The organism is Schaalia turicensis ACS-279-V-Col4 (genome assembly GCF_000296505.1).
Lineage (GTDB): Bacteria > Actinomycetota > Actinomycetes > Actinomycetales > Actinomycetaceae > Pauljensenia > Pauljensenia turicensis_A.
The window spans coordinates 280,614-293,499 of the sequence record NZ_JH815208.1; the positions used below are offsets into that span (position 1 = coordinate 280,614).

Genomic DNA, 12,886 nt, shown 5'->3' on the forward strand with positions numbered 1-12,886 from the left:
ATGCTCACCATTTCACTGTGTAATCAAAAAGGTGGGGTAGGTAAATCAACTACCACCTATCACCTAGCCCGCGCCGCGGTTCTTGAGGGCTTGCGCGTGATCGTCGTAGACCTTGATCCGCAAGGCAACATCACCAGTAGCCTCGCAAAACACCCAGTAGACGAGGACACTGCGGGGTTGGCTGACGTGCTCTCAAACCGAACCAAGCTACCGATAAGCGAAGTCACCGTACCTGGCCTATGGGACGGGGTAGACCTCGTACCCACCACGGGTGAGGCCCTACCAGTAGTAAGAGACGAACTAGTAGTAGCAGGAGCTGGACGCGAAAGCAGGCTACGCGCCGCCTTAAGTCCTATCGCGAGCAACTATGACGTGTGTCTTATCGACTGCCCACCATCACTCGACCAGCTCACAATCAACGGCCTGACCGCCACCGACATCACCCTGATCGTCACACACTCCGAGGGTGTCGGAAGTTTTGTGTATGAGGTTTAATCCTCAATCACGAAGGAGAGTGCGCAACAATGACTGTTGTGTCCCCGAAGAAACATGGTGGCGCTGAGCGCGTCGCCGATATCAGCCGCCGGCTGATGGAGAACCCGGAAACTGCCAGGCTGATCCAGGAGCTGGGTGAATCAACCGTCGACGCCAACGAGCTGGTGCGTGGCTTGTTGCAGGCCACGATTAACAGTGGGCTCAACGCGGAAATGGATGCACACCTGGGCTACGTCAATGGCGACCGGGCTGGTAAGGAAGCGGCCGGCCAAGCCAACAGCCGTAACGGCTCCTATCCTAAAACCGTGGACTCGGCATACGGGCCAGTTGATATCAGTGTCCCTCGAGATCGAGCAGGCACTTATATGCCGCGCATGGTCCCCAAGGGTAGCCGCAGACTTACCGACCTCGATGACATGATCATTAGTTTGTATGCGGGCGGAATGACCGTGCGTGACATCGAACATCATCTGGCTACCACCATCGGCGTGAACTTGTCGCCAGATACCATTAGCGCGGTCACCGATGCGGTCTTAGAGGAAGTCACCGCGTGGCAGACCAGGCAACTCGAGGCGTTCTATCCAGTTATCTTCCTTGATGCCCTACGTGTAAAAATCCGTGACAACGGACGCGTCGTCAACAAGGCGGTCTACATGGGTGTCGGAGTGGACATGGAGGGCATTAAGCACATCTTGGGCTTGTGGGTAGCTACCAATGAAGGTGCAGCATTCTGGTCGCAGGTGTGCGCAGAAATCGCCAACCGCGGTGTCAACGATGTCTTTATTGTCTGCTGTGACGGACTGAAAGGCTTTCCGGAAGCAATCCAGGCAACCTGGCCGGACTCCATGGTCCAAACCTGCGTGGTGCATCTGATTCGTGCCGCTAACAGGTGGGTAGCCTACGGCGACCGGAAAGAGGTCTCGAAGCATCTACGAGGCATCTATACCGCTGTCAACGAGGATGAAGCTCGAAGTGCACTCGATGAGTTTGAGGCCAGCGAGCTTGGCCAGAAGTATCCGCAATCAGTGAAAGTCTGGCGCGACGCGTGGGACAGGTTCATTCCGTTCCTGCAGTTCCCGCCAGCGGCAAGGAAGGTTATCTACACCACGAATTCCATCGAATCGATGAACAGTGAGCTGCGGAAAGCAACACGAAACCGCGTTCAGTTCCCGTCGGATTCAGCGGCAGTGAAGACGCTGTGGCTGATGATCTGTAACATCGAGGACCGTCGTGCTGCCCGCCGCGCTAAAGAAGGTGCCAAGGCTTCTGCTTCAGCCAAGCGACTTATCGAAGGCAGCAAGACCAGCAACTGGAAACAGGCAATCAATCAGCTATCCGTGGCCTACCCCGACAGGTTCGCCGCATACTTGTAAATCAGTCCCCGTACACAAACGGACTGACACCCTCCACACTCCAAACTCTGGAGCGCTAACGGGCTAGCGAGACTACTCAGTTCGATCGACCAGATCCGCACCTACTACAACCCCACACTCACAATCGGGGGAATCATCATCAACCAGCACGAAGCCCGCACCACCAGCGGCGGGCACTGGATAAGCGAGCTAACCCATGAAGTAGAACAACGCGGACTAACAATCTTTAACCCACCCATCCCTAAACGGGTAGCAATCGCAGACAGCGTGGAAGCCAGTCAGCCACTCGAACAATGGCCCACACAAGAAGCAGCACAACTAGCCGACATCTACACCCAATACCTCCACGCAATCCAAACCCACCAGGAAGAACAGAGCAATGAGCAAAATCAGTAACAAACAACTCTTAGCCACCTACAGGCAGGCGAGCAGTGAAGAAAAAGACATCTATCTGAAGTTGCTGTACAACGACACGGTAAACGTAACTCACTTCCTCCAATACTGGATCGAACCAGAACACCTAACAGCAGGCCCTTACACGTGGGTAGAGAAAGTCCAACACGTGCTAGAAGGCAAAGACTTTGAGCAAATGCTCCAACTCCACACCCGCCTATCCGAAACCGCGCATGCCATCAATCGACTAGACAAACACATGCGTAAACTCGACGAAGGACACACTCATGACTAAACCACAACCTAGACGTAGCGCCCTAGCAGGCCACAGCGTCATCACCCAGACCCAGACCGAGGCCAAACCACGGGCACAAACACCCACACCCAAGACCCACTCCAGTGGTATCCAAAAGATCACTGTTCGGGTAGATGAAAAAGTGGCAGACGAAGCCCGTGGTCTATTCATCGCCAGCCTTGCCAATAATGGGCCGACTACGTGGAGCAAATGGGTAGAACAAGCCCTCATCGCCTACAACACGCAAGCCCGAGCGCGACTACACGCGCCTGTCCCACCACGCCAAATCGGCACCCTACCCGTCGGACCGCGCGGCCCCATCAACTAGACTCGACATCAACACAGGTCAAGGAAAACACCATGAGCACCAGCCAGCCCCACACCCCATTACAAGAAACAACTGATACTGCGATGAGCGAGCCAGTCTCTACGGTGACACCACCGTGGTATAAGCGCCCGCCCATTATTGCCACCATCGCCGTAGCACTCATCGCCGTGCTGGTTGTGGTTGGGGTGGTATGGAAAACCCACACTGATACGTTGAGCGCGCGCGAGGAATACCAGGCGACCCAGGCCACCTATCAGCAGACCTTGACCGAACTTGACCAGACTAAGACGCAAGCCAAAGCGCTTATTGATCTAGTGGCTCAGCGTGCTTTAGACACTGACACCACGGCTCTAGCCGTGGCGGTAGAAGAAGCAGACGCACTTTCAAGCGTTGAGGCCCAGGATGCTTCCGCGTTAGGACGTGAACAAGCCAAAGAAGCTACGCGCGCGGTCAAGGACGCCCAAGGGGAGGCTCAAAGCGTGCTTGATAAGCTCACTGCTTCATTTGCTGGCGTGCGCGAACACGTCGCGGCCGCGGCTACAACCACTTTTGACCAGGGGATAAAAACCCTGAATGAGGCAATCGAAGCCGCTGGCATGGCTAATCGTGAAGGCGTAGAAACGAGCGTGACCGACCAGCTTGATACTGCACTGAAAGAAGCTCAAGCACTCGACCAAGCCGAGCCTGAAACGCTGGAGGCCGTGGCTGATATTGAGGCTGTGTTTACCCGCGCAGACCAAGCAGGCACAGTAGCCAAAACCCTAAGCGATGCCACCACAGCGGTAAACGACGCGGCCACAGCCTACACACAAGCCCAACAGGCTCAAAGCACGGGCGGATACGACGAAGGCAATGGTGGTGGCTACAGCGCCAGTAACTACAGCAACTCGAACGCAGGTGGCAATGGAGGCGGTGGCTACAGCGGTGGTAGTGGTGACGTGTGCGGCGGCGGACCATACTGCTATAACCCAAACTTCCCCGAATGGATACAAGCCACCGACGACGGAAGCTGGCACCACCAGGTGCAGCCAGATGAGAATGGAAATTGGACGAACGATCACGGATGTATCGCTGGATGTGACTAGCAACCTGCGAATCCGATGAGTCCAGGGGGCGCCCGACCGGGTGCCCCCTTACTTTGTGCGCGCACACTCCACGTAATAGGTGAAGCCCCTGAATGGGTTTCGTGATCGATCATCAAACCTATATGAAAGTGGAGTAGTGATGAGTATTCCTATGACCACGCACGCTCAAGACGCGCCTCGCGCCACTAAGGGCGGGCTGGCCTACCGGCTAGCTCTCGCTTTGACAGCGCTTGCTCTTATCTTTGTCGGCTCTCTGAGTGCCCTACCGGCTCACGCGGCAGGCTCTTGGGTGCGCGGCGTGCCTATTGGAGGAAGTGTTGGCTGGCTTGGCACGTGGATTCCCTACCAAGGCCAGCCCATCCCAGGTCTGTGTATTCAGGCCGACGCGGTCAACCCCTCGGCGGCAGTTGCCGTCACCCCCGGAGAGCTGACGAGTCAGCCTGGCCTTAGCCGTCCGGCTGATCTGAGTGTTGATATTGCTCAGATGGCGTACATCATGAAGTGGTACACGCCAAAGTCCTTAGAGTTTTCAAATACTGACGTAGACGCGGCCGCCACAGGCTTCCTTGCACACGTGAACTTTGAAAACTCGGGTCGCGCTCAAGCGAATGTCAATGAGCTACTCCAACTCACGCCGACTAACATTCAAAACCGGGCGCGCCAAATGGTCGCAGAAGCCAAAGCGGCCGGTGTCGTCGGATGGGAAGCAGGTGAACCAGAAACCACCAACCACATGTACGGGACATTCAACGGAATTCAGGTACGCAACTCAAGCGGTTCGCCTGTATCCGGCTACCCATTCACCGCGACCTTAAACGGTCCAGCCGTATTCGACGAAACGGGTACTAATACTTACACTGGCACGACCGCCAGCACTCCAATCAATGGAATCAAGTGGCACTCAACCGCCAACGGCAAAGTCTTTGCTGATGTTACTTACAGTAACGTTCCCGCCCCTGTTCTCGGCTATGCGTCGCCTGGCGGTGGCAGGCAGGACGTGATTTTCGATATTGAGAGAGTTACATCTAAGACCGTTCAGTCTCCAACGTGGGATGTTATCTTCGATTTCCGCCCCCAAGGCCTCTCAAATGTGGATACCGCTAAGGTCATTGACAGCGGCGCTGAGCTGACTGACACGTTCACCCCGAACGCTGACCCGAACTACGGGGACGGTAAGTGGCTCAACATCGATGGCACCAATGTGCCCGTGAACTACCGCGCAAGCCTCTACTACATCGACCCCCTCGCTCCAGCAGAACAGAGCGATACCGTGCCAGAAGGCGCAGAACTCATCAAGTCCGTCATCGTCAAAGCCAACGGGCCTGAAACGGTGCTTACCGCTAGCGCAGGGGCCGCACCCAAGGACGGTTTCTACACGTGGGTGTGGGAAGTAAAAGCCGATGACCAGGACGCTGCTTGGTCTCAGTACATTAAGGCCGACTTTGTTGACGACTATGGCATGGCAGACGAAACCACGTCAGTAAGACACCCAGCTCAGATTGATTCGAAGTTGAGTGTGCGTGACACCAAGGCGGGTACCTACCTAGTAGATGACGTGTTCGTCACCGGAATGCCCTCCGATCACCCCAACTTTGAAGGCGCAGCCGGATTCAAGGCAGACGAGAAACTCATCTCTCACGAGGTCTTGTTTTTCCCCGCTGGCCTTAAAGTAACCGAAGCGAACCGCGACAAGGCTGAAAAGATTGGTCAAACCGTCACCATTGCCGCTAAGAACGGTGTCTACCCCAGCGTTGGTGACACGTCGTGGATCGCTAAGAAGGGTGCAGACGGCAAGCTAGTAGCCGGCACCTACGTATTCATCTCTACTTTCGCCGGTGATGACCGCGTAACCCCATTGGCTACTTCTGTAGAGGATGTGACCGAGCAGTTCACTATCACAGCTGATGGGCCGAAGCTCAAGACCACGTTCACCGGCGAAAACGGTGAAAAAACCTTGAAGCCTGGCAAGGACACGAAGCTGGTTGACAAGGTGTGTGACGCGAACGAGAAACTTGTTCCCGGAACTGAATACACCTTGAGGCTCAAGGTTCACAACAAGACCACCGGCAAGATGGTCATGGTAGACGGCACAGAGTATGAAGCGACCGCGAAGTTCACGCCCAACACTCCGCAAGACTGCGGGAAGGTAGTAGCCAACCTGGACACTACCGGCATGGCAAACACCCAGCTTGTTGCCTTTGAATACGTCTACGACGCAGACGGGCAGCTCGTGGGCACCCACGCGGATGCTGATGACACGGATCAGACCATTAAGCTCGCAGCCGCTGACAACTCCGGTGGCGGGTCGGCCCTGGCCAAGACCGGCGCAAACCTCGCACCGCTAGGCGTAGCCGCACTACTAGCCACGGGTGGTGCAGGTGCCCTCGTAGCTAAGCGACGCAAGAACTAACCCACAAGATCCCCTCCAGGGATAGTTAAGGCCCGCACCTTTTGGTGCGGGCCTTAACTGTGCGCGCACACCCTACGCAGTAGGTGAAGTCCCAAGCGCGGACTGAAACAAACACCGGTGACGAACAGGAAAACAGTGTCTAGACTCAAAACACTCATGAAAACTACGGCTATGACCATCACAGCCACAGCCGTGCTAGCAACAAGCGCAGGACTTGCAGCTAACGCCCTACCTCCCGAATCAAAAGACAGCGCGTTAGAAGAAGTCGGGCAAGGCTACCACCTACAAATCGATGACAGCCTTGTGTGGTTTGGAGGATTGAAAAACCCAGACGGACATGACCCCCTCATCTGGTCCACCATCTTCACCAATAAAATCCCCTACGACTCGCAAGGCTACTTTCTTAACACAACCAACGTTGATAACCACCAAGACCCCCAACTCAGTGTGACTGGCACACAGATGGGGTGGATTCTAGCCACCTACGAATCTGTTAATACCGCCCAGTCTCGCGCCGCCATATCACTGCTTAACCGGCTCAACTTTGACGGTTCGATGTACGCGCTCGACCCTAGCCACGACCCGAACTCAGAACTGCTCCGACCCGCACGTGAGCGCGCAGCCAAGGCCACGGCGGCCATGCAACAAGAGCATCCCGATGTGGTGGAACTAGCGAAAAAATACGTTAACCAAGCAGTAAACGCATCACCCGAAAAGTTCGGCTCACCAACCGTCCAAGGCGATGGCACGTCCGAGGGAACTATTAACCTGCGTTGGATCAACGCCCTAGGCAAACCCTGTCAAGGACTTAAAGCCACGGCCACGCTAGATGGCCCGGCCGTATTCAAAGACAGTGGCACTAAAACATGGCAAGGCGAAAGCACAAGCGAAGGCTTCCAAATACCCTGGAAATCTACCGGAGCTGGCACTGTTAAAGCCGAAATTGAAATCATGACCGGCTATTACTCTCTCGTTATCCAACTCAATAGGAAAGGACTGACCTCGGTACGCACAGGCCCCGGCAAAGACACGAGCGAGGCAACCCGGAAACAGGAAATAGAGTTCAACACTGCCGAACCAGAACCTGAGCCCTCGCCAGAACCAGCACCCTCGCCAGAACCAGCACCCACGCCAGAACCCACACCCACGCCAGAACCAGCACCCACGCCAGAACCAGCACCTTCGCCAGAACCCACACCCTCGCCAGAACCTGCACCTTCGCCAGAACCTGCACCCACGCCGGAACCTGAGCCCACACCCCAGCCGCTTGCTCAAACAGGCGCAAACCTCGCACCACTAGGCGTAGCCACGCTACTAGCCGCAGGTGGTGCAGCCGCCCTCGTAGCTAAGCGACGCAAAAACTAACCCCACAGGCCCCTCCAAGAGATAGTTAAGGCCCGCACCTTTTGGTGCGGGCCTTAACTCTGTGCGCGCACACCCTACGTAATAGGTATGAGCGAAAACCAACTGCACAAACAAGGCACTGCATGAGGAATCTATCTCCCCTGCGATACCCCGGTGGAAAAGTGCGCCTCGCACCCTTTTTCGCCCAGCTCCTGGCTATCCAGGACCCCGTTCCCATCCGATACGCAGAACCCTTCGCTGGAGGCGCTGGTGCAGCCTTACGCCTCCTCGACGAAGAGTGCGTCTCCCACATCCACATCAATGATGTCCACCCCGGCATCGCGGCCTTCTGGCGCTCCGTAACTACTCACTCCGATGAATTCATCCAGCTCATCGAAACAACGGAGGTCACTATCAGTCAATGGCACGAACAGCGCGCAATCTTTGAAGCGGGCCCCAATGGAGACGATCTCGCCCTCGGCTTCGCCACTTTCTTCCTCAATCGCACCAACCGATCTGGCATCCTCACTGCACGCCCCATCGGTGGACTCAACCAGACCGGCAGATGGCTCATCGATGCCCGCTACAACAAACAAGGACTCATCTCGCGCATCAAACGCATCCAAGAATTAGCCGACCACATCACCGTGACCGAGCTTGATGCGCTCGATTTCCTTGACAGTATCGAGCACTACGAGGACAACATCTTTGTTTACGCTGACCCCCCATACGTCGTCCAGGGGAACAAGCTCTATCTCCACGCCTTCAATGCTGACGACCACAAAACCCTCGCCGATAAAATTCTGAGCGCTCCATACCCTTGGGTTCTCACCTACGATGATGAAAAAATCATCTGGCAAGATCTATACGGAGCCGAACGTTGTGCTCGCTTCAACCTCGCTCATACCGCACAAAACAGTCATATCGGGACAGAAACCATCATCTACGGGCCAACGATTAACGTTCCTCGCACTCAGGAAATCACCCCCGGCGTACAAGCCAATTGGATCTAACCTCATTAGCCAAAAGACTCAATCGGCGTACTCATGACGTCGCGAACGCTCTGGGTCAAATGAGCGCCGTGCCGGGTAGGCGAGGCTTTCTTGGACGTGCACCATTTACGTGTGTGCCTGATCGCTTTAGGGCTGACAGGCCTGTCTTGCGATGGAAGCCAGAACCTGAGCCCTCGTCCACTACAACCAGCAAGGCCACAAATGGCTCCGCACCCCTCTCTCTGGCCCCTTCCAGGGATAGTTAAGGCCCGCACCTTTTGGTGCGGGCCTTAACTCTGTGCGCGCACAACCTACGTAGTAGGTATGAGCGAAAACATTACTATTTACACCACCCCGCACTGTCCAGGGTGTGCCCTGACCCAACGCAAGTTGGACAAGGCAGGAATCACCTACAACGCCATTGACTTAAGCAAGCGACCCGACCTGGTAGAACAGTTCAAAAACGAAGGCCTCCTATCAGCCCCGATCATAGAAACCCAAACGGGTCGCTCATCTGGGTTTAACCCCCAGCGCATCCGCGAAATCATCGCCCTGGCCACCCCTTACACCAAACCAGACCAGGCGGGCCGCGCAAACAATACCGGCCACACAAGCGCTGTCAGCACCCCCAGCCACACGAGGAACCTCGATCACGGTGTAACCACCGAGCAAGGGCGCGGGCTGTGAAAACGACACTCATCGCCGCAGCCCCGCTCATGCTCTTGCCTCTGATGATGACTGGAGGCGGAGCCGAAGGAGCAGGAGCGGGCCTAGAGGGAGTGCCCCCCGAATATGTGCAGGCCGTGATGAAAGCGGGGAGTATCTGCACCGAAATCACGCCCAGCCTCATCGCCGGACAAATCGAGGCTGAATCCGGGTGGGACGCGAAAGCTGTGAGCCCAGCCGGCGCACAAGGTATCGCTCAGTTCATGCCCGCCACATGGAAATCTCACGGGATAGACGCAAACGGGGACGGGGTGGCCGACCCGTTCGACCCTATCGACGCTATCGCCAGCCAAGGCCAGTTCATGTGCAAGCTAGTAGACGCCGTGAAAGCCTACGTCGCGAGCGGGCAAGCAACAGGAAACGTGGTTGATCTTGCCCTAGCCGCATACAACGCGGGACCAGGAGCAATCCAACAATACCGGGGCATACCCCCATACTCTGAAACCCAAAACTACGTAACCAAAATCAAACAGCTGGCCAAAAAATACACTCAAAAAAGTGCTTCAGCCTCGTCCGTAGTGGCCACTGCCCAAAAATATCTCGGCACCCCCTACAAGTGGGGAGGCACCAGCGCGGCCGGACTGGACTGTTCGGGACTCATCGTGCGCGTCTACACCGACCTCGGCAAACCCCTCAACGCGCGAACCGCCCACGACATCATCACCCGAGCAGGCACACCCATAGACCAATCAGCCCTACAACCAGGCGACCTGATCGGCTTCGCCACTCCGGGCAGCGGCCACTACCACCACATCGGCATCTACGCAGGCAAAGACCCCAATGGCAACCGACTCATGATCCACGCCCCCGACGTGGGCGGACACGTCGAACAAATACCCCTCGACACCCCCTACTGGCTCAGCTTGCACTGGCAAGCCGTCCGCATCTAACCAACCAAACAACCATTGAGGAGTCCAACAGTGAGCTACATAGTACGAGCTGGAAATCTAGCAGGCCCCGTCAAACTCACCCTCAACGATGACGGCACCCACCACGGGCGCGTAACCGTGATCGTAAACGACCGGGCTAAAGACCCAGAAACCGGCAAGTGGGAAACCGTGGCCACCACCGGCTACTACCTACGAGTCCACGGGCAGACCGCCGTGAAACTCAAAGACTTCCAAGAGTTAAACGGCAACGCCGCCATCATCTTTAGTGGCACCTATCGCGCGCGCACCTACACCAGTCAAGACGGGCAAGAGCGCGTAGCCCACGACGTGTGGGTAGACCACATCGGAGCAGACATTGCCCTCCAAGAACTACACATCAGCACCAACGACTCCACAAACAACTAACCAGGAGATTCAAATGGACAACCAATACACCACGCTAGAACTCGTAGAAACCCTCATCGAGCAGGTCCAAGCCCAGCAAGACCAGATCGAACAGCTCTCACAACGCCTCCAGGCTCTTGAAGCTCAAAGTGGCAAGGTAGGCAACTAATCATGGCCACCCGCAGCAAAGAAGAAGCCAAAGAAGAACGCGAAGCCAAACTCGCCAAAGCTCACGAAGAAATCGCCGCAGCAGCTGCCCGGTTCAAAGACACCCAAACATGGAAAGACATGCTGGACTACATGGCGAAAATGCCCCAGTACTCCTTCCGCAACCTCGTGTGGCTCCACACCCAAGCCCACCAGCGCGGAAGCAAGGAAACTTCGTTTGCTTCCTACACAGCGTGGAAAAAGCTAGGTAGACACGTCCAAAAAGGAGAAAAAAGCTACCACGTCCTAGCACCCGTCACCTACAAGCTCCCCTTCCTCAAAGATGAGGACCGGCCAATAGACAAAAGCGAGCTAGAAAAGTACGACAAGAAAGACATTATCTGGAAGCCCGCCGTCACAGGGTTTACCGTGCGCCCCACGTTTGGCTACCACCAAACCGAAGGTGAACCGATCAAAGGCAAAGACCTACCCCAAGTAACCGGAGAGCGCTCTGAGCAGTTATGGCAGCGCGCGAAACAGATTGTGGCTGATCTTGGGTACAAGTATGAAGAAACCACGCGCAAAGCTCTTGGTGGCGCATACGGGGTAACAATGCGGCCGATGATCGAGGGGCAAGGTGAGAAAACCATCGCGGTAGCCACCGACGCGCCTGAGGCCCACCAGTTCAAGACTCTTATTCACGAGATCAGTCACGCGCGACTCCACATGGACCAAGCAGATCAAACTGAGTCCATGCATAGGGGGATCAAAGAAGTAGAAGCCGAATCATGCGCCTACCTAGTCAGTAAATACTTCGGCCTCGACACAGCCGAATACTCCACCGGATACATCGCCGGGTGGGCAGACGCAGACGAAAAAACCATCCTCGCCACCCGGCGCACACCACACCAAACCGCGAGCCTATCCCTACACAGATAGGAACCAGCAAGCAGGTAACACCATCAGTGGCACCAAGTGGAAATGGGGCATATTCATGGCTGAGAAGTGGACGTTAGCGTCATTCTTTGCGGGAATCGGAGGGATCGACCTCGGATTTGAAGAAACCGGCAAAGTAAAGACGATTTACGCCAATGAGTTCGATCCATATGCCGCCCAAACGTATGAACAGAACTTTGATCTCACAGTAGATGGGCGCGATATTCACGAGGTTCTGCCCGAAGAAGTACCCGATGCCGATATCTTTGTCGGCGGTTTCCCCTGCCAGGCCTTTTCAGTGGCGGGATACCGTCAAGGGTTTACCGACAAGAAAGGTCGAGGCGATCTTTTCTTCGAATTGATGCGGATTATCGCAGTGAAGAAGCCTCGCGTCATCTTCCTTGAAAACGTGAAAAACCTAGTGAGTCATGATCGTGGGAACACATTCAGAGTCATCCTCGAAGCGCTGAAAGAAGAGGGATACCACTACCGCTACCAAGTATTGAATGCGATGGAATATGGGAATACTCCCCAGAACCGTGAGCGTATCTACATTGCCTGCTTCCGGAATGAAGCAGATTGTGCGCGATTCTCATTCCCAGATCCGATTCCGCTAACAAAGAGTCTGTCAGACATTATCGATTTCGATCATGAGGTGGGTGAGCGCTACTACTACACCGCCGGAAAATTCAAAGGCGACGTGTATGAGCAGCTTGAGGCTGCGATGGACGATCCGTCAGCCGTCTATCAATGGCGTCGTCGATACGTACGTAAGAACATGTCTGGTGTTGTCCCGACTCTGACCGCAAACATGGGCGAAGGAGGACATAACGTTCCCATCGTCCGCGTGAGAAGCGGTATCCGTAAGCTGACTGCTCACGAGTGCTTCAATACGCAGGGTTTCCCACTTGATTTCAAGCTTGCAAAGCAAGCCGAGTCACGTCTGTACAAGCAGGCAGGAAACTCGGTGTGCGTTGAGGTTATTCACCGCATTGCCGAGAACATCGTCCGCGCCCTGAGCAACTGATCACCATTTTTAGGGTGGGCGTTTGGTGTTGCCTTAAGGCTTTGACATGGTGGGTGTTGAG

13 protein-coding genes are annotated in these 12,886 nt (G+C 55.5%); 12 read left to right on the forward strand and 1 reads right to left on the reverse strand.

Annotated elements, in window-relative coordinates; genetic code table 11:
* The 5 genes from HMPREF9241_RS01230 (at position 1) to HMPREF9241_RS01250 (ending at position 6,379) form a co-directional block, all read left to right on the forward strand.
* Positions 1-495, forward strand: a complete 495-nt coding sequence (locus HMPREF9241_RS01230) for a ParA family protein (RefSeq protein WP_006680456.1) — start codon at positions 1-3, stop codon at positions 493-495.
* Positions 496-524: 29 nt separating this feature from the next.
* Positions 525-1,868, forward strand: coding sequence for an IS256-like element ISActu1 family transposase (locus tag HMPREF9241_RS01235; protein ID WP_006680457.1), 1,344 nt, complete (start codon positions 525-527; stop codon positions 1,866-1,868).
* 379 nt (positions 1,869-2,247) lie between these two features.
* Positions 2,248-2,556, forward strand: a complete 309-nt coding sequence (locus HMPREF9241_RS01240; protein ID WP_006680458.1) for a hypothetical protein — start codon at positions 2,248-2,250, stop codon at positions 2,554-2,556.
* A 360-nt stretch (positions 2,557-2,916) separates the two neighbouring features.
* Positions 2,917-3,969: a hypothetical protein gene (locus HMPREF9241_RS01245; RefSeq protein ID WP_006680460.1), complete on the forward strand. Its 1,053-nt coding sequence runs from the start codon at positions 2,917-2,919 to the stop codon at positions 3,967-3,969.
* Between the two features lie 139 nt (positions 3,970-4,108).
* Positions 4,109-6,379 carry a VaFE repeat-containing surface-anchored protein gene (locus tag HMPREF9241_RS01250; RefSeq protein ID WP_006680461.1) on the forward strand — a complete coding sequence of 757 codons (2,271 nt, stop codon included), beginning with the start codon at positions 4,109-4,111 and terminating at the stop codon, positions 6,377-6,379.
* A 1,063-nt stretch (positions 6,380-7,442) separates the two neighbouring features.
* Here the strand turns inward: HMPREF9241_RS01250 and HMPREF9241_RS09465 are convergent.
* Positions 7,443-7,676: a hypothetical protein gene (locus HMPREF9241_RS09465; RefSeq protein WP_207326458.1), complete on the reverse strand. Its 234-nt coding sequence runs from the start codon at positions 7,674-7,676 to the stop codon at positions 7,443-7,445.
* A 190-nt stretch (positions 7,677-7,866) separates the two neighbouring features.
* Between HMPREF9241_RS09465 and HMPREF9241_RS01260 the strand changes: the two genes are divergently transcribed.
* The 7 genes from HMPREF9241_RS01260 to HMPREF9241_RS01285 all read left to right on the forward strand — a co-directional run bounded on the left by HMPREF9241_RS01260 (position 7,867) and on the right by HMPREF9241_RS01285 (position 12,825).
* Entirely contained in the window at positions 7,867-8,736 is an 870-nt protein-coding gene (locus HMPREF9241_RS01260) for a DNA adenine methylase (protein WP_006680463.1), read from the forward strand.
* A 303-nt stretch (positions 8,737-9,039) separates the two neighbouring features.
* Complete coding sequence (locus HMPREF9241_RS08720) at positions 9,040-9,402, forward strand: glutaredoxin family protein (protein WP_006680464.1); 363 nt, start codon at positions 9,040-9,042, stop codon at positions 9,400-9,402.
* The gene (locus HMPREF9241_RS01270) at positions 9,399-10,331 is read left to right on the forward strand and encodes a C40 family peptidase (protein WP_006680465.1); all 933 of its coding nucleotides are present in this window, start codon (positions 9,399-9,401) and stop codon (positions 10,329-10,331) included. Before HMPREF9241_RS08720 ends, HMPREF9241_RS01270 begins: the two co-directional genes overlap by 4 nt.
* A 30-nt stretch (positions 10,332-10,361) precedes the next feature.
* Entirely contained in the window at positions 10,362-10,736 is a 375-nt protein-coding gene (locus HMPREF9241_RS01275; protein WP_006680466.1) for a single-stranded DNA-binding protein, read from the forward strand.
* Positions 10,737-10,749: 13 nt separating this feature from the next.
* On the forward strand, positions 10,750-10,884 hold the full coding sequence (locus tag HMPREF9241_RS09685; protein WP_006680467.1) for a hypothetical protein: 135 nt from the start codon (positions 10,750-10,752) through the stop codon (positions 10,882-10,884).
* Between the two features lie 2 nt (positions 10,885-10,886).
* Positions 10,887-11,801, forward strand: coding sequence for an ArdC family protein (locus tag HMPREF9241_RS01280; protein WP_006680468.1), 915 nt, complete (start codon positions 10,887-10,889; stop codon positions 11,799-11,801).
* Between the two features lie 55 nt (positions 11,802-11,856).
* Positions 11,857-12,825: a DNA cytosine methyltransferase gene (locus tag HMPREF9241_RS01285; protein ID WP_006680469.1), complete on the forward strand. Its 969-nt coding sequence runs from the start codon at positions 11,857-11,859 to the stop codon at positions 12,823-12,825.
* Positions 12,826-12,886: the final 61 nt, after the last annotated feature.